Origin of the sequence: Marinobacter changyiensis (genome assembly GCF_009193265.1) — a bacterium.
Classification (GTDB): Bacteria; Pseudomonadota; Gammaproteobacteria; order Pseudomonadales; family Oleiphilaceae; genus Marinobacter; species Marinobacter changyiensis.
Genome location: NZ_VZZZ01000001.1, coordinates 1 through 15903 on the forward strand (window position 1 = coordinate 1; position 15903 = coordinate 15903).

Below are 15903 nucleotides of genomic sequence, written 5' to 3' on the forward strand. Positions count from 1 at the left end.
TTTCTGATGCCTTCGATCAGTGACGCAGCTTCAGTGAAAGCAGGACGGCGACGACCGTGATACTCCATCACAGGCCCCACATGATCAAACTCCACACCAAATTTCTTTAGAACACGCAGCAGAGCTGGCTCCATGACCGCCATCCAGTGCGTTATACCATGTTTGACAGACATCTGAAGAATAGCGGCGAAAATCCCCAGACTGATATAGGGCATGGCGCGTTTGCCATTTTCCGAATCGCTGTAACAGACCAAATCGCTGATGCCAGAAGCTGATTTGTCCTCGTTAAGACGCCGCCGAAATTCCCGGCTAACCGCCATCCTGGATATCTCTGCTACCTGCTCGCGGCGTGCGCCTGCAAAAGCGTCCCGCGCATGCTGGTCCATCCGATGGAGACAGGGGCTTTCCATGGGAAAATCGGCCTGCACGGGGTTGTCGCCCGCCATAACGAGACGAACGGCGGCGACGCTCTCTCCCGTCCTTCGGTGCCGGATCAGCGCGTGGGCGGATCGCGGGTCGTATGCGTCGTGCTCGCGTTTATCGGCGAAGCAATTGGGGTCTTCAAAAGGCCGGTCGATGCAATAAACTTGATACCGAACTTCGAATACTTCGTTAATCACCTCTGGAGATGTCGCCAACTGGACGCTGAATGCCGAGTTAAAAATGGTACTGACGTCTTCGTGAGCTTCTTGGTTTTTTGTGTTTTTTATTTCATCTTGAGTTGCAAACCCTGTTTTCATTTTTTGGTCCTCATTCTTTCCCGATCAGGGAGCTGTTATGGCGATAGTCGCAGTGAAAAAAGCGCCGTCTTGATTCCATTTGACGGAGTACTACGGGTGCATCGAGGTTACAGCTCATCAGACCTCGGAATGCTTGATCCTGGGCACGTAACGTCCGGGCGCCAGGATAAAATTTGGGTCGACTGCAGCTTTCAGTTGGCTGGCAAGCCTGGAGAAAGCAGAGCCACCGGTATTCAGAATACCCATCGCGTCAATGTTGAGGCGGTAAGGCAGAAAGCCTTCCTTTTGCCCCGCCTCGCACAGTGCGCGATAACAATCGTTGGCCCGCGCTGTCGCATCCGCGTCCCTGCGATCAAAAAGCAAGGGAACGGTAGAGTCGAAACAGCGATCATTTACCGTCGTCAATGTAATGAGCGGATTGACACCGTACTGTGGGCAAATTCTTTCAATCATATTGATATAGCTGCGAACGTCTTTTCCCCGTATCGGAACCAGCGGCGCGAACCATATGAGCCCACAGCCATCGCGTGCGGGGTTCTTGGGTTGCCCGGGTTCTGGCTGAGTCCCTGAGCGCCAATATGCCAGCGCCAACGCGACGTCATTAGGGGTGCCGTGCATGATTTGCAGTGCCCCCGAAAGCGTATCCGCCATGCCCTTGACCCGTGTAGCAAGCCTATCGGGCAGCACGCGGGCAATGTTCCTCGCCAGGCCAACTTTTCGCCGGTTGATAAAGACGAGACGGTCAGTCACTGGGCCGAGAAGCCGCCGTAACGTGCGTCGGGCCGCTCGGGCCACCTCCTTTGACGCGTAAATCGCGCCGACCCCGCTCCACGCTGAAACGCCATGATTGTTGGCGAGACTTGCGATTTCGTGAGCAGGCAGAACACCGTCAACGGCTTTGTCTTCAGGGAAAGGCGTCATCATCGAGAGCATGCGTTGGCTGTTGAGCAGGTTAACCGCCACAACCGAACCGCCGAGCGCTCGTAACACAGCCCTGACGGTTGGCACCAGCGCTTCCAGATTGGCGTCGTTTTTTGTGGAAAAGAAAAATGCGGTCACGGTTTCGGGAACTGGCGCAAGGACAATGGTCATCTTCACGACCACGCCGAAGTTCCCTTGGCTGAAAAGCCCGTCGAGATAAGGGCCGAGGCCCCATTTGAAAAGCCCGTCTACTTCCGCAGCACCAAGTTCGCTAAGCGGCGTCTGGTAAAGGCTGCCATCGGGCAAGATCGCTTCTATCTTTGTTACCGCCGCAAAATGGTCAGTTATCGGCGTGATGCCGTAACCCCGCTCAAGCGCATTACCCATAATGCTGCAGGTAGGGCCCGCGCCAGTCACCGGAACAAGGTAATTGCCTTCATGACTATCAAGGAAGTCCCTGAGAGCGCCCTGGGTGACACCGGGCTCAACAGTGACAACACCCATTTCGGGATCAAAATCGGAAATACGGTCGAGTTGGCTAAGATCAAGGATGACGCAGCCGTCTTCAACAGGGTTGGCGCTACCATAGCCCCAGTTATTGCCTGTGCTCACGGGGTAGACGGCGACGTGCCAGCGCTGGGCGATCTGGAGAACCGCTGCGACCTGCTCCCGGTTCACTGGGCGAAGCACCGCGGGAATCGATCGCTTCGTTCCTGTTGTGGAGGCGCCAAAGTCTTCAGCACTGGCCGCGACGACGCCGGCTTCACCCAGGAGAGTGACCCACTCGGCAATTGCAGATTGAGTAAAGGTGCTGTTCACTGGCTTTTCCACGGTCGATCGATGATTTCTATAAAAGTTCGATTAATGTTCGATTAATGTTCGCAAGCGCACTGATAATCAGTGGTTGGAAGAGTATAGACGAGATAAGGATGGCAAAACATGTCGTAGCATTACGACTTTGAAAATAATTTTTATCAAGTAATTAATATGGAAACAAACAGTTGGAGTTAAGTAACAATAATACGCTGGAGGTTTATTTATTAAAACAACTTAACTTGGGTTAAGTTCTGTATTGTTAAAACGAGTAAACTAATGTATTTTTGATGACCTGTTATTGCATAAGTAACTGAAAAATAGTGCATTTCAATCTTATTGGCTGTGATGACTGCGGTGCTGTCGGCGATCGAAGTCGGTCCAGTCTTTGGAGCAGAGGCCACAAGAGCGTTTGCAGGCTTCAAAATAAGCCTGTCCTCGTTTCTCGAAAAAAATGGCCTGCACTTAATCGTTATCCCTCATTTTCCAGACTCATAAACCATTCGCCGGTATGACGTGAGTCAACCCTACGGTATACGCATCAATGTTAGATTAGTAATACATTCCATAGGAAGAGAGAGCGTATCATGGCCAATGTTACTTCGAGCATCGTTGTCGCTTGCGACGGTTCAGAGGAATCGTTACACGCAGCAAAAATGGCAGCCGAACTGTCAAAAGCCACCGGTCACCCGCTCAAGCTGTTAACCGTATTCCCAGGCTCAAAGGTAGAGAGGATGGTCATCAGCGGCGTATGGCCCAGTGATCTTGAGGAAGAGCAAAAGGATTTTGGGCGCAAAGTGTTCGATGCCGTGAAAGAGGCCGTGAGAGGGCAAGCCGATCCAACCGAAGAAATTCTGCTCAAAGGTGAACCGGCCCACGAAATCATCGAGTATCTGCAAGCCAATCCGGGCATTCATCTGGTTTTGGGAAGGCGCGGCCATTCGATGGTGCGCAGCCTGACTCTGGGCAGCATCAGCGAAAAGGTCGTCAGGCACGCCACCGGGCCGATTACCGTTGTAAGCGCATAACAGCGGCCCTGCTGCGGGATCAGGTCAGGATGCCAGAAGCGCCAGGCTCATGCTCCGTGATCGTCTGTGTCGGTAGCCTTTAACATGGCACGAATGCGGTCAATGTGGACTTGAGAATCTTTAGCCCGCAAGGAGATTGATGAGGCAGATTTTTTGCTTTCAATTTTACTCATGGTTACGAGTAGGTTCTGGCGCTCTTCAAACATTCTCAGCGCAACCCAGAGAGTTTCTTCGAGCTTTTCAGTTTGTTGAGCAAGCAACGCTGAGGAGGTAAACGCATGGCCGGTATGACAGCGATACCTCAGAAGTTCCTCTTCCGCCACTTTCCACAACACCCCACCACAGTCCGGACAATTATACGGCACCTGCTCGCCGAGCGCCTCGACAGAAGGCAAATCGCTTAAAACCCGCTGTGCAATCTTTGCCTCGATCACTATGTCTTCCGGAGGCTGCTCGTTCTCCGGTAGTTGTCTCCTTACGAGATCGGATAGCAACGCCCCCATCTCGGCTATTGGCAAGCAATAATCGGCGCCAACATTCGCTATTACCGATTGCGACATGTCCGGATAAGACGCTTCCTCAGGATCTTGTGCGATGCAGACTCCTCCGCATCTTTTGATAGCCATCATGCCACTGGTGCCATCATCCAGGTATCCTGTGAGGATAATTCCTATTACCCGGTTGCCATAGGCCACTGCTGCAGAACGAAACAAGGGGTCAATAGCTGGCCGGGAACGGTTTTCCCTGGCACCTTTGGTGACGAGGATCTTTCCTTTCACAATCAGCATGTGTTGATCTGATGGCGCCAGATAAATATGTCCGTTTTTGAATGCTTGTTTATCGTGCGCTTGTACACACGTAAGACTGCCACTCTCATTTAAAACTTTGACTAACGCATCTCCGGTAGTATGCGCACCCATGTGGTTGACTATAAAAATGGGTGCCGGAAAATGCTTCGGAATTTGCGCTACGAACTCCTTTAATGCTGCCATGCCACCGGCGGACGCTCCAATGACAATGAGCATTGAATTTCTGTTTTCCTGCATCGCCACCTCCATCGATGGAGCGGGTTCTAAAAGCCGGGTTTGAGACCACGGATGAATCAATGAGTCAGGCTTAATATAGCCCTGAGCATCCGCCTCCGCATTCACAAAAGCAAGAATCAGGGCAGATCACTCTTGCGCGATCACTGAGCCAACTTTAACCACATTCTTGTAGGAGCCTGGTAAGCCTTATAGGCAACGGATTACAAAAGCGCAGGAGCGAGACAGATTTTGTTTCTCAAGGGCGATGCATTACAACGTCAATTCATTAGCCACGCTGTCACTACCGCCCCAACCACCGCCAATCCCAAAGGCACAACCAGATAGCGGCCCAACCCTTCGCCGATAACCGACGCCATGCCCGCCTTCACCAGACTGTTTACCACTGCTGCAATCAGGATGCCGTAAGTGGCCACCTGCAAGCCCAGCTCGCCCTCTGACCCCGTACCTGCCATGCGCGCAAAGGAAAGGGTGATGGGATCCACATCTGTAATCCCGGTGGCCGCGGCCAGCAGATAGATGCCAGTATCCCCCAGCCAGGATCGCAGCAATTCCGCCAGCACCAGCACCAGTGTCAACACCAGGCCCATCAGCAGCGCCGCTTTCAGGTCCAAGGGGTTAGGCCGCTTGTGGGGGCTGAAATCGTTGCCGTCAGCCAGATTCGTGTGTTTGCGCCACTGGCGCCAGGACAGCCCGTAAAGAATGACGACCGCCACCAGCAACGGCGGCCCCAGCAGCCAGGCCAAAGGCGGGTGAATGATGGCGCTGACCAGAAGGATGCGCGGGAACATGGTGCCCCAGGCCAGCATGATGCCGGTGGCTAGCAGTGGCGTCAGTTCGGGCATCTCCCGCGACAGCCGGGCGTAATGGAGGGTCAGTGCGGTGGAGGAACTGAGTCCGGCAAACAACCCGGTAAACACAATTCCTTTGCGGGCGCCGCCGATGCGCATGGCGAAGTGGCCAACAAAGGAGATCGAGGCGATCAGCACGACCATCCACCAGATTTCGTAGGGATTGAGCACGCCGCCGGGCCCAAAGTCCTGGTTGGGCAGGTTAGGCAGCATCACCACACTGATCAGCAGCAGTTTAAGGGCGGCATCGAGCTCTTTTTCTTCCAGCAGGGTCAACAGGCGATGGATCTCGGCCTTGTTGTCGAGAATGATCGCGGTAACCACGGCCGAACCTGCGGCCAGGGCCACATGCCCCTGCATGGCCAGGGCGCCGAAGGTAAAGGTCAGCAGCAGGCTGATGGCACCGGTAATGCTGACATTCTGATCCTGAGCCGCCCGCAGCCGATAACCATTGACCGCAACAATAGTCAGACACAGCAGCACGACCGCCAACAGCCACTCGCCCATGGTCCGGGCCAGCAACATCGACAGGCCACCGAGCAGGCCGGTGAGAGTATAGGTGCGAATACCGGCGACACGCTCGCCGGCAGAGCGCTCGCGCTGGCTCCAGCCACGCTGGATGCCGATCAGCAAACCCAGCAGCAGGGCCACTGCAAGGCCGGCCAGGTCCGGGTGACTGTCCAGCAGAGGGTTGGCGGCAAAGTCGGGCATAGACGTGGTCTTTTGGGCAAAGGGAAATACGTTTAAACAGTTAATAGATAATAAATGAAAGAGCCATCCGTCTTTATGATGTCCCTCAAGTGTTGCCTTGATAAGCTTTTCAGGCAGCTTGGATCGCGGCATTCAGGACGGAACACTACCTCTCGATGAGGTTGCAGAAAGCCTTAGGCAGTGCTCGGAATGCCATTCGCAAACCGGGAGACTGTTATGCACCAACCCCTGACTCCGAAAACCCTCAGCGTTGGTGCCGAACAGCTGGCGAAGATTGATCCCGATCTTGGGCGCTTATTCCTGCGTTTGGGCACCCCGCCTTTGTGGGCGACGCTGGTACAGATCATTATCTGGAGGCTCGAGACCAGCTTTGATGCAGAAACCGCCGCAATCGCCAGTACAGATTGAGCGAAATAACATCAACCAGAGGTCAATAGCGTCCACACACATTCGGGCTAAGATGATGTAATAGACTTCTCAAAAGAGACGAAACGCCATGCAACCGGACCATTTTGATAAAGAAGCACTGATCGAATGCGGCCACGGCCGACTCTTTCCGGGGGCGACACGACTACCCCTTGACCAGATGCTGATGCTCGACCGCATTACCCACATCAACGACAGCGACGGCCTTTATGGCAAAGGCAGTCTGATCGCCGAGCTGGACATCCACCCCGACCTCTGGTTTTTCCGCTGCCACTTCGAGGGTGACCCGGTGATGCCTGGCTGTCTGGGCCTGGACGCGCTCTGGCAACTGGTTGGCTTCTATCTGGCCTGGGGCGGGGGCAAACACAAGGGCCGTGCCCTGGGCGCGGGGGAAGTGAAATTTTTCGGCCAGGTGCTGCCCCACAACAAACTGGTGCGTTACCACCTGGACATCAAGCGCGTCATCCGGCGCAAGCTGACCATGGCCATCGCCGATGGCCGCATGGAAGTGGATGGCCGTGAGATCTACACCGCCAAGGACCTGCGTGTCGGCCTATTTGAGTCCACCGATGATTTCTAATCCAGTGTGGACAAGGAGCAGTGAGCAACTGAACAGGAGCTTTTGATATGCGGCGCGTCGGAATTACCGGCGTCAACTATGGCATCACTTCTGCCTGCGCTACTGGTGCTCACGCCATCGGCCAAGCCGCCGACCTCATTGTCTGGGGGCGCCAGGACACGATGTTTGCCGGCGGCGGCGAAGATCTCCACTGGACCCTCAGTTTGCTGTTCGATGCCATGGCTCCGCCAACATAGCGAACCTGGATCCCGGCGCAGAGGGCTTTCCCATTGTTCACGAGCGGAAGGACAACGTGTCGCTGCCCTTGGTCATGAGTAACAGCTTCGGCTTTGGTGGCACCAACGCCAGCCTGGTGTTCAGAAAGATTTAACCAACCCGGGGAGGGGCAGCCTAGCCGACCGGAAGGCGGCTGGTGACTGCCCCATCCAGCGCTTGAAGGCACGGCTGAACGCACTGAGTTCCGAGAACCCAAGCATCTCCGCCACCTCAACCAGCGGCCGGTCGCGGTCCTGAATGTAGGTCAGCGCCAACTTGCGCCGGACCTCCTGCAACAGCCCGGCAAAGGTCTGGTTTTCTACCTTGAGGCGTTTATGAAGTGTGTAGCGACTCATGCACAGCTCGGACGAGATCGACTCGACCTTTACCCGCCCCGATTCCAGCTGGCTGGTAATGAGCGCCGCCACTCGCTGGCCCAACGATCCTGAACTCATCTGATCCCCCGATACAAACGTTCAATAATGTCATCTTGCCACCTAACTCATTCAGCGTACACATGTTAGCTTAATCAGGAGTCTCCGTCCTTGAGACTGGTCAATTTGCAGCTGCGTTCGTGGCTTGCCAAGAGTATGGAGGGCTTCCGCGGTGTCGACGATCAAATAGGGGCGTCCGGAAAAAGGATAAAGCAGATGGCAGCCGAAATTTAATTGGGGACTTTTGCAACGAAGGCAAAAGCCCCTTAAACCTTGGATGGGTTAACTGCTGAGTTGTTGCTTGATGTGATCCAGCACCAGACCATGTCCATGTTGAGGACTGAATATTACAGTGTCGGTATCCTCTTCAGCCCGAACGCTGTGTCCCGGAGGCCAGCAGAACATGTCTCCCGCCCTGGAGGTTTCCTCGGTATGATCAGAATATAGCGCTGTAATCGCACCTTTTACGACGTAACCCCAGTGTGGGCTCTGGCAACTATCCCCTTCCAGCCCGTGCAACAAGTCGGTGATATCGGTACCGCCGCCAAATGAGAAATACTCAGCGCCCATCTTCCCGAACCCCGTCACATCGCCAAAATTCTTTTGCTGTCTGGCAACGGCTCCGGGTACATCAATCTGGACAGGAATATCTTCTTTCGCTGTACGCATAATGTGTCCTCCTTATCCGAGGTACCGGGCCACGTGGCCCACACAGAAGTGCAGTTGAGCTGCGGATGAGTTGCCTGATGAGTTGACTGATGAGGCAGGATAATAGAATTGATTCCCGAAGCCTTGGGCCACAGGGATTCGTATCCCTGTTAATTGGCGAGGTACGCGATTACTGCACCTGGTATCGCAGCAATTTCTCTGCTCGTTCGCACTTGAACTACACTCAGAAAACATGGCAGTCAGCGCAGCGGTGCCATCCATTCAGGTGGCAGCCTCTGGCCTGGCGAGTGCGATACTGACAGGACTCTTGCTGTTCAGCGTACAAGCCGCCCATTATCTGGCCAACCCCGCCTTTCTCGTCAAACTGACCATCGTGGCCGCCGGAGTGCTCAATACCATCCTGCTTCGCTTGTCACCCGGGTGGCAAGTCGCGCTTGATGACAGACCCGTGCCGGGCCGGGTAAAAGCAGCAGCGGCAATTTCCCTGGTCGCCTGGGTGGCCGCTGTTTTTGCAGGGCGGTGGATTGGTTTTCTTTGACCCCATCGCAATCCTGATTGGTCAGACTTAATCGGCTGCCCGGGGGATCACGCCCGCCTCATCACACCGTCGCCATTTTGGCGATGCGCAGGATATCCGTGTATTCCCGAATCTTCACAACGGGGCCGGGGGCCGCATTTTCCCCCAGCATAACGAGTTCATTCACCATGGCGGCTGCCACCGTCGAGGCTTCGATCGCCCGGTATTTGCGCAGTGGCCCGATCAACCCATGATTGGCTACCGGCATAAGCGCCATGCCTAATGATTCCGCCGGGCGTTGCTCCTGCCGATTGCCGAGCAACAGGCTGGGATGATAAATCGACAGATATGGGAAATTCAGCGCCCGCACCGCGTCTTCCAGTTCCCCTTTTACCCGGCTATAGAACACCTTCGAGGTTGTGGATGCGCCCACGGCAGACATCAGAATCAGCGCCCTGGCACCAGTGTTTCTGGCCAGCCTGGCGGCTGTCAGTGCGTAATCGTAATCCACCTTGCGAAAGGCCGCCCTGGAACCCGCCTTGCTGATCGTCGTTCCGATACAGCAGACCAGGGCGTCAACATCGAATATCTCGGCATGGGCGTCCATGTTGTCAAAGTCGATCACATGCTGCTCCAGCTTCGGTTCATCCGGCGCCAGCCATCGCCGCACCGGCACTACCACAGAGCCCACTTCCGATCTGGCCAGCAAGTTCTCCAGTACCAGATTACCCGTCAAACCCGTGGCACCAAGGACCATTACTTTCATTGGATTCTCCGCTGCTTGTTCTCTCTCACTTTATACAGCACGCCATCGTTGAACGCGCTGTGCCTGCATGCGCTGAAGGAAATGAAGTGTCTCGAGGGCAAAGAGGTCTGGTGCTCTATCCCCTCCCCTTACGAACACCCCAAAACAGTGTCCGCCTCGAATCTGCGCTGGCTTGAACATGATTTGTTGTTCATGTTCAAAGCCCTGAATGCATTTGGCGCCAATCTTTAAAACGGAATTTACTACGACATGGCGGTGGAAGACGGGCTGATTCGTGGCAAGACAAAGGCGGTTGACCTCAACTACATTGCGGGGCCACCTGATGAACTGTCGGTACCGCCATACGGAGAGTTCGATATTGGCGAAGTGGAGGCCTCGGCGCGATGGTTGCCCTTTATCGAGATTCGGTGACGGCGGCGGGCCAAGACATAGTGGCATTCCGTTTTCCTAGATGCGGGACGGAAACCACTTCTCGTCGGCAAAGCTGTCCGCCAGAGTGTCGAAGACCTTTCTGACTCGAGGTGGAACAGGTCCTCTTTGGGGCCGATAAACATAAAGGGGTAGCGGCGGTGGCTCAAACTGGCGCAATACAGGAATGAGCAATCCCTCCCTGATGTAGGGGATGACCAAAAAAGCAGCAATCTGGCCAAACACCCAACCGTTGAGCACAGCTTGCAGTTCCGCCTCAGGATCATCGGAGACGAACCGCGGCGACGGAGGCGTGTGAGTGAAGCCATTGAACCGCCACGGCCAGATCCTCCCGAAATTTCGATCTACCCGACCGGATACCGGCCTCTGGATCAAATCCATAATTTGCAAAGGTTCACCGACCTGCCTGATCAACTTCGGTGTTGCTACCACCATCAAAGGCACCCGAGCTGCCTCACGGGCGACAAAACGGTTATCTCGCAGTGCACCAACCCGAATGCCGATGTCAATCTGCGCACCCACGGTATCTGTCACTTCATCTTCCAGCCGAAGATCAATCAGACATTCTGGCGCTTCACGAATGAGCGGGCCGAGCAAGGGTAGGACGTAGCGGCGGCCTACCGAGTGAGGCGCCGTTATACCGACTCGGCCTGCGTAGCGCTCAGTTTCGGAAGTCCTTGAGTGTTCGAACAGCAACTCCAGCTCCGAAATCAGACTGCTCGACTCTTGCAGGAATTGCGCACCAAACTGCGTAATCTGAATCTGCCGGGTGCTTCGGTGAAAAAGTAACTCGCCAAGCTGATCCTCAAGCTCTTTCACTGCCCGGCTTATGGTTTGTGGCGAAGTTCCAAGCTGGAAAGCGGCGTCCCGAAAACTACTGGCGTGAGCTGCTGTAGTAAAAATCTTCAGCAGCCGGAGACGGTCGTGCATGGTAACCCCTCAAACATGGACCAACACTAACGGGCCAGTGTTCCATTTTATGGAATTAAGAAAGCCAGAATCTTTCCTACCAGACTCTGCTCTTCCCTGTCTACTCTGAAATCACTCCATAGCGAAACATCATAATCACAACAACAAACCAGAGCTTCGGCGGCCAGCCATTGCGTGCAACGAGGCTGTCGTAAGCTGGAGGGAGTGTACATGTCATTGTCCCGTAGGAATTTTCTCAGAAACAGTCGCAATTTTCTCGTAGGCACGCTCGCTTTCAGCAATGGCGCAATCGCGCTGCTGGCTCCCTCAAGAGCCTGGTCCATGCCCCTGAACCACCTGACCAGCGCTGAGGGCGAAACCATCCTGAAAGTTACCCGCCATATTTTCCCCCACGACACACTGGAAGATGCCGTTTATGCGTTTGTTGTGAAGGATCTGGACAAAGCGGCTTCTGACGACGCTGTACACAATTTGCTGACGGAGGGCGTGAAGGACCTGAACCAGCGTGCCGGAGGTGACTGGTCTTCACTCAGTGCCAGTGAACAATTCCGCTACGTGGAAGAAATAGCCGGAGCCCCGTTTTTTGAAGCAATCCGCAGCACTGCTGTGGTTTCACTCTATAACAATGAACTGGCATTTGCGCACTTCGGATATGAGGGCGCGGCTGGGGACGGCGGCTATCTCAATGCCGGGTTTGATGACCTCGACTGGTTACCAGCCCCGAGCCCCGCGGATAGCGGCGTAAAACCAGGCTGAACTCAGGCCTCTCTCACCAATAACTCATACAAAAACGCAGTCTGGAGAGCTCCATGTCACTGACTGAAAATCAAAAGACGTTTTCCCACGATGACGACAATGTTGTTGTGGTCATCGGATCTGGCGCCGGCGGCGGAACTCTGGCAAATGGTCTCGCTCAGCAGGGCATCAATACCGTGGTTCTGGAAGCCGGCGCGTTGCACACAACAGCCGATTTCCTGGCCGATGAGTGGGCATCCTTTGGCCAGCTCGCCTGGCTTGACCCCCGCACCACCTCTGGCAGTTTTCGCCTCGCGAAAGATTTCGCCGGCCTGCCCGCCTGGATTGTTAAAGCAGTGGGCGGAACCACCATCCATTGGGCGGGTGCAAGCCTGAGGCTGCAGCCCCACGAATTCAAAGCACTCACCAACTACGGGGCCGTGAAGGGCGCCAACCTGCTTGATTGGCCCATCAGTTACGACGAACTGACGCCCTACTATGCCAATGCTGAAGACCGCATGGGGGTCACCCGCACTAATGACATCGGGGGTTTACCCGGCAACAACAACTTCAAGGTAATGCATGCCGGAGCGCAGAAGCTGGACTACAACTGTAATACCGGCCATATGGCCATAAACAGCCAGCCCCGCGATGGCCGACTGGCCTGCCAGCAGCGTGGCTTCTGCTTTCAGGGCTGCCGTTTTGGCGCCAAATGGTCAACACTCTACACTGAGCTGCCCGAGGGCATTGCAACAGGGCATATGGAATTGCGGCCCGAGTCCCACGTTGCCCGCATTGAACACAACGAGGAGGGCCGCATCACTGCGGTGATTTATTTCGATAAGGACGGCAAGGAGCAACGCCAAAAAGCGCGGGTGGTTGCCGTCGCCGGTAACTCTATCGAAACGCCACGCCTGCTGTTGAACTCGGCTTCCAGCACGTTTCCTGATGGCCTTGCCAACAGTTCCGGACAGGTCGGCAGGAACTACATGCGACACATGACGGGGTCGGTGTACGCCACCTTCGAAGAACCGGTCCATATGTATCGCGGTACTACTATGGCTGGCATCATTCAGGACGAAGCCCATCATGATCCGGACCGGGGCTTTGTCGGAGGCTACGAGCTGGAAACGCTTTCTCTTGGCCTGCCGTTTATGGCTGCCTTCCTGAATCCCGGGGCCTGGGGACGTGAGTTCACCCACGCCATGGACCAATATGACCACATGGCAGGTATGTGGCTGGTGGGAGAAGACATGCCCCGCGAGACCAATCGCATCACCCTGAACACCGACGCCAGGGATCTCTTCGGTATGCCGGTGGCCAACGTTCACTATGATGACCACGACAACGATATTGCCATGCGCGAGCACGCGTTCGAACGGGGCGAAGCAATCTACAACGCGGCCGGTGCAGTGGAAACCATTCGCACACCGCCATACCCCTCCACCCACAACCTTGGCACCTGCCGCATGAGCGCAAGTGCTCAGGACGGGGTGTGCAATGGTATTGGCCAGACCCACGACATTCCCAACCTGTTCATCTCCGATGGCAGTCAGTTCACTACCTCTGCAGCGGAAAACCCGACGCTGACGATTGTGGCGCTGGCACTGCGCCAGGCCGAGAAAATGGGACAAATGATAAAGCAGGGAGCGGTCTGATCCGTTCCCGAATCCGTCTACCAATCAATAAAGGAAGTGACACATGGGATTTAACGGTGAGAACTACCCCGGGGTTAAAGCTCCCCCAAATGAATCAGCAGGCTTTCGCCTAAACCACACAATGCTTCGCGTCAAAGACCCGGAAAAATCACTGGCGTTTTACACCCATGTACTGGGCATGACAGTACTGCGCCGGCTTGATTTTGAAGAGATGCAATTCTCACTCTACTTTCTTACGAAAGTACAGCCAGACCAAACCGTACCCGATGACAAGAGCGAACGAACCGTCTGGACCTTCGGCCAGACCGGGATTCTCGAGTTCACCCACAACTGGGGAACGGAACATCAGGAGGACTTCAGTTATCACGATGGCAACGCCCAACCTCAGGGGTTCGGGCACATCTGTTTCTCGGTTCCCGATCTGGATACCGCCATCGCCTGGTTCGACGCAAACGACGTGACCTACGTGAAGCGTCCGGAGCAGGGGAAAATGCGCGACGTTGCCTTTATTAAAGACGTTGATGGTTACTGGATCGAAATTGTAGAAGCCGCCCGATTGGGGCACTTGGGTGATTAGGCACTCTTGCCAGATACCGTTGAGGCACACTCCAGCCTCAACGGCCTGACACCCGGTGCACTTCCCGTATTGGCCATGCATGGTCCCGCTAAAAACTCGTTCGGCCCCGCAAGAGCACCTGTAGCTGATCTATGCTGTCATCGCCATCCAGCGGGAAGGCAAAATCCAGATGCAGCATTCGCTGAACCTCGATACGGCTCGAAGCCAGTCGCAGGCCGAAGCCCACGTCTTTCAGTACACCGTCATCCGGGCCATTGTTGCGGCCGTCGTCGAACCAGGCTCGTCCCACGTCGATGAACAGAACGCCGCCCAGGCGAAAGAGCTTGAAAGGGTGCCAGTCCGGAAAGTATCGGCGCTCCAGGGTCCAGAGTGCCATACGGTTGCCCTGCTGATAATCGCTGGGATAGCCACGAAGTCCGTTATCACCGCCGATCAGAAGCTGCTGGTCTACCGTCTGATTGTGGGCCACGGTGTATGAGAGATTGGTATACCAACTGGTCCAGTTCACCGAGCCGCCATGGAAATACTCCAGCGTGAGCGTACCCAGAAGATTTTCGAAACGGCTTTCATCAATCCGCCATGAGCCACTCTGATTCAGGCTGTAGCTGGCGTAATTGGTTTCGGTGGCGAGAAGTGCATTCTGGAAATCCATATTCAGCACAACACGATCCTCGGTGGCACCAAGACCAGGTGAGGAGTAACCCAATTCCGTGCGCCACACGAACCCGCCCCGAACATCCTCAATCCGCTGCAAGCGGGTCAGATTCGTCATCTCCCGGAACTGATTCTCGCGGTAGTCAAAACCGATCCACGGATAACTCAGAGTCCTGTCTGTGGGCAGTATGTCCAGATCTGGTTCATCCGGCAGACGTTCGAAATCCATGGCATCGTACCGGTAGCCGGCCAGTAGTCGAAGTTGTCGATTGTTGCGCTCTGCCAGCCGCCACCCCACATCGATACTGGCGAACTCCCGGCGGCGGCGATAGTCGGCAATGGCCTCTGCACCCACGTAACGTGATTGTTCGCGGACGTCCTCTTCGCCACTGAGCCCAAAGCGCCAGTCTGATTGCTCGCTGAAGAACGGGCGTTCCAGGTAGACACTACGACCACGGCCATCGCTCCGATTTTCATAAAAAAATCCGGTCTGCCAGTGAGAACCGAGAACGTTGGGATCATCGAAATACACACCGGTTCCGCTACGATCGGCATCCTTGGTGTAGGAAATGCCCACACTTTTGCCGGAACCCAGAAAATTCGGGTCAGACAACCCGGTGTTGGTGGTGTTCTCTCCACCCGCCCGAGAGGCCCCGACACTCGGTAGTAGCGTCCAGGTGTCCCGCGCCAGAACACTTACCTCAACTTCGTTCCCGCAAACACGGGTAACGCCAACCCAGGCGGCGGTCAGGTACTCGCGCTGGCGGAGAATGCGTTCGGATTCGGCAATTGCGTCCGGCTGGTATACATCGCCCTCGTTAAACACCAATTGGGCACGCAAAGCCGACTCCCAGGTTGGCGTATTGAGCGTGTTCAGGGTGCGAAACAGGAAGTTGTCCTGGTCGGGATCGCTGATATCGAAAATGGGCTGGCGAATAATACGGATACTACGGATAAGAGCGCCGTCAGGAATTGACAGATCACTCTGGCGCGCCAACTGGTCCCGGGGCTGGTCAAGGTCAATCGACTCTGGCTGAACTTCGCTAGCTACACATTGTGCGCCATCAGGCGCGGCCCCCACACCAGGGACGGAGAACGCTATAGCAGCAAACAGAAGGGTGCACCCCGGGGCTCTAGCCATGGTGGGGGTCATGGTTGCTCCCGGA

General features: G+C 55.3%; 17 protein-coding genes and 2 pseudogenes. 10 read left to right on the forward strand and 9 right to left on the reverse strand.

The window, feature by feature from the left end; genetic code table 11:
* Together F6Y09_RS00005 and F6Y09_RS00010 are read right to left on the reverse strand one after the other, a co-directional pair.
* The coding region (locus F6Y09_RS00005; protein WP_152204898.1) for a PEP-CTERM/exosortase system-associated acyltransferase at window positions 1–740 on the reverse strand (740 nt) is incomplete at its 3' end.
* 117 nt (window positions 741–857) lie between these two features.
* The gene (locus F6Y09_RS00010; RefSeq protein ID WP_152204899.1) at window positions 858–2480 is read right to left on the reverse strand and encodes an FAD-binding oxidoreductase; all 1623 of its coding nucleotides are present in this window, start codon (window positions 2478–2480) and stop codon (window positions 858–860) included.
* A 581-nt stretch (window positions 2481–3061) separates the two neighbouring features.
* Here F6Y09_RS00010 and F6Y09_RS00015 point away from each other — a divergent pair.
* Window positions 3062–3502, forward strand: coding sequence for a universal stress protein (locus F6Y09_RS00015; RefSeq protein WP_152204900.1), 441 nt, complete (start codon window positions 3062–3064; stop codon window positions 3500–3502).
* A 47-nt stretch (window positions 3503–3549) separates the two neighbouring features.
* Here F6Y09_RS00015 and F6Y09_RS00020 read toward each other — a convergent pair whose 3' ends face one another.
* Window positions 3550–4548, reverse strand: a complete 999-nt coding sequence (locus F6Y09_RS00020; RefSeq protein WP_152204901.1) for a chemotaxis protein CheB — start codon at window positions 4546–4548, stop codon at window positions 3550–3552.
* 257 nt (window positions 4549–4805) lie between these two features.
* On the reverse strand, window positions 4806–6107 hold the full coding sequence (locus F6Y09_RS00025; protein WP_152204902.1) for an MgtC/SapB family protein: 1302 nt from the start codon (window positions 6105–6107) through the stop codon (window positions 4806–4808).
* Between the two features lie 216 nt (window positions 6108–6323).
* On the opposite strand from F6Y09_RS00025, the gene F6Y09_RS00030 reads away from it, so the two are divergent.
* The 4 genes and pseudogenes from F6Y09_RS00030 to F6Y09_RS20765 all read left to right on the forward strand — a co-directional run.
* Window positions 6324–6515: a hypothetical protein gene (locus F6Y09_RS00030; RefSeq protein WP_152204903.1), complete on the forward strand. Its 192-nt coding sequence runs from the start codon at window positions 6324–6326 to the stop codon at window positions 6513–6515.
* A gap of 88 nt (window positions 6516–6603) precedes the next feature.
* Window positions 6604–7113, forward strand: coding sequence for a bifunctional 3-hydroxydecanoyl-ACP dehydratase/trans-2-decenoyl-ACP isomerase (fabA, locus tag F6Y09_RS00035; protein ID WP_152204904.1), 510 nt, complete (start codon window positions 6604–6606; stop codon window positions 7111–7113).
* A gap of 62 nt (window positions 7114–7175) precedes the next feature.
* A pseudogene (locus F6Y09_RS20395) lies at window positions 7176–7334 on the forward strand (beta-ketoacyl synthase N-terminal-like domain-containing protein); the annotation flags it as partial.
* Window positions 7334–7483, forward strand: a pseudogene (locus tag F6Y09_RS20765) (beta-ketoacyl-ACP synthase I); the annotation flags it as partial. The pseudogenes F6Y09_RS20395 and F6Y09_RS20765, both read left to right, overlap by 1 nt.
* Here F6Y09_RS20765 and F6Y09_RS00045 read toward each other — a convergent pair.
* Window positions 7470–7823 carry a helix-turn-helix transcriptional regulator gene (locus F6Y09_RS00045; RefSeq protein ID WP_152204905.1) on the reverse strand — a complete coding sequence of 118 codons (354 nt, stop codon included), beginning with the start codon at window positions 7821–7823 and terminating at the stop codon, window positions 7470–7472. The pseudogene F6Y09_RS20765 and the gene F6Y09_RS00045 sit on opposite strands and share 14 nt — an antisense overlap.
* Window positions 7824–8084: 261 nt before the next feature.
* Entirely contained in the window at window positions 8085–8471 is a 387-nt protein-coding gene (locus F6Y09_RS00050) for a cupin domain-containing protein (RefSeq protein WP_152204906.1), read from the reverse strand.
* A 232-nt stretch (window positions 8472–8703) separates the two neighbouring features.
* On the opposite strand from F6Y09_RS00050, the gene F6Y09_RS00055 reads away from it, so the two are divergent.
* Window positions 8704–9009, forward strand: a complete 306-nt coding sequence (locus F6Y09_RS00055; RefSeq protein ID WP_152204907.1) for a hypothetical protein — start codon at window positions 8704–8706, stop codon at window positions 9007–9009.
* Window positions 9010–9070: 61 nt separating this feature from the next.
* Here F6Y09_RS00055 and F6Y09_RS00060 read toward each other — a convergent pair whose 3' ends face one another.
* A complete protein-coding gene (locus tag F6Y09_RS00060) occupies window positions 9071–9754 on the reverse strand; it encodes an NAD(P)H-binding protein (RefSeq protein WP_152204908.1) in 684 nt (227 codons plus the stop codon).
* 249 nt (window positions 9755–10003) lie between these two features.
* Here F6Y09_RS00060 and F6Y09_RS20030 point away from each other — a divergent pair, with 249 nt between their 5' ends.
* Window positions 10004–10165: a hypothetical protein gene (locus tag F6Y09_RS20030; protein WP_179959302.1), complete on the forward strand. Its 162-nt coding sequence runs from the start codon at window positions 10004–10006 to the stop codon at window positions 10163–10165.
* A 36-nt stretch (window positions 10166–10201) separates the two neighbouring features.
* Here the strand turns inward: F6Y09_RS20030 and F6Y09_RS00065 are convergent, their stop codons facing one another.
* Window positions 10202–11113: a LysR family transcriptional regulator gene (locus F6Y09_RS00065; protein WP_152204909.1), complete on the reverse strand. Its 912-nt coding sequence runs from the start codon at window positions 11111–11113 to the stop codon at window positions 10202–10204.
* A 210-nt stretch (window positions 11114–11323) separates the two neighbouring features.
* Here F6Y09_RS00065 and F6Y09_RS00070 point away from each other — a divergent pair, with 210 nt between their 5' ends.
* The 3 genes from F6Y09_RS00070 to gloA are packed head-to-tail and all read left to right on the forward strand — an operon-like array spanning window position 11324 to window position 14083.
* Window positions 11324–11869, forward strand: coding sequence for a tat (twin-arginine translocation) pathway signal sequence (locus F6Y09_RS00070; protein ID WP_152204910.1), 546 nt, complete (start codon window positions 11324–11326; stop codon window positions 11867–11869).
* A 53-nt stretch (window positions 11870–11922) separates the two neighbouring features.
* A complete protein-coding gene (locus tag F6Y09_RS00075; RefSeq protein WP_152204911.1) occupies window positions 11923–13506 on the forward strand; it encodes a GMC family oxidoreductase in 1584 nt (527 codons plus the stop codon).
* Window positions 13507–13549: 43 nt separating this feature from the next.
* Window positions 13550–14083: a lactoylglutathione lyase gene (gene gloA, locus F6Y09_RS00080; RefSeq protein WP_152204912.1), complete on the forward strand. Its 534-nt coding sequence runs from the start codon at window positions 13550–13552 to the stop codon at window positions 14081–14083.
* An 88-nt stretch (window positions 14084–14171) separates the two neighbouring features.
* Here the strand turns inward: gloA and F6Y09_RS00085 are convergent, their stop codons facing one another.
* The gene (locus F6Y09_RS00085; protein ID WP_246180228.1) at window positions 14172–15890 is read right to left on the reverse strand and encodes a BamA/TamA family outer membrane protein; all 1719 of its coding nucleotides are present in this window, start codon (window positions 15888–15890) and stop codon (window positions 14172–14174) included.
* Window positions 15891–15903: the final 13 nt, after the last annotated feature.

Excerpts from the sequence above, each read along its gene's own strand:
- F6Y09_RS00065 (WP_152204909.1), bottom strand. The coding sequence starts at position 11,113 with ATGCACGACCGTCTCCGGCTGCTGAAGATTTTTACTACAGCAGCTCAC.
- F6Y09_RS00060 (WP_152204908.1), bottom strand. The coding sequence starts at position 9,754 with ATGAAAGTAATGGTCCTTGGTGCCACGGGTTTGACGGGTAATCTGGTA.
- F6Y09_RS20030 (WP_179959302.1), top strand. The coding sequence starts at position 10,004 with ATGGCGGTGGAAGACGGGCTGATTCGTGGCAAGACAAAGGCGGTTGAC.
- fabA (WP_152204904.1), top strand. The coding sequence starts at position 6,604 with ATGCAACCGGACCATTTTGATAAAGAAGCACTGATCGAATGCGGCCAC.
- F6Y09_RS00015 (WP_152204900.1), top strand. The coding sequence starts at position 3,062 with ATGGCCAATGTTACTTCGAGCATCGTTGTCGCTTGCGACGGTTCAGAG.
- F6Y09_RS00025 (WP_152204902.1), bottom strand. The coding sequence starts at position 6,107 with ATGCCCGACTTTGCCGCCAACCCTCTGCTGGACAGTCACCCGGACCTG.
- F6Y09_RS00070 (WP_152204910.1), top strand. The coding sequence starts at position 11,324 with ATGTCATTGTCCCGTAGGAATTTTCTCAGAAACAGTCGCAATTTTCTC.
- F6Y09_RS00030 (WP_152204903.1), top strand. The coding sequence starts at position 6,324 with ATGCACCAACCCCTGACTCCGAAAACCCTCAGCGTTGGTGCCGAACAG.
- gloA (WP_152204912.1), top strand. The coding sequence starts at position 13,550 with ATGGGATTTAACGGTGAGAACTACCCCGGGGTTAAAGCTCCCCCAAAT.
- F6Y09_RS00055 (WP_152204907.1), top strand. The coding sequence starts at position 8,704 with ATGGCAGTCAGCGCAGCGGTGCCATCCATTCAGGTGGCAGCCTCTGGC.
- F6Y09_RS00020 (WP_152204901.1), bottom strand. The coding sequence starts at position 4,548 with ATGCAGGAAAACAGAAATTCAATGCTCATTGTCATTGGAGCGTCCGCC.
- F6Y09_RS00045 (WP_152204905.1), bottom strand. The coding sequence starts at position 7,823 with ATGAGTTCAGGATCGTTGGGCCAGCGAGTGGCGGCGCTCATTACCAGC.
- F6Y09_RS00050 (WP_152204906.1), bottom strand. The coding sequence starts at position 8,471 with ATGCGTACAGCGAAAGAAGATATTCCTGTCCAGATTGATGTACCCGGA.
- F6Y09_RS00085 (WP_246180228.1), bottom strand. The coding sequence starts at position 15,890 with ATGACCCCCACCATGGCTAGAGCCCCGGGGTGCACCCTTCTGTTTGCT.
- F6Y09_RS00075 (WP_152204911.1), top strand. The coding sequence starts at position 11,923 with ATGTCACTGACTGAAAATCAAAAGACGTTTTCCCACGATGACGACAAT.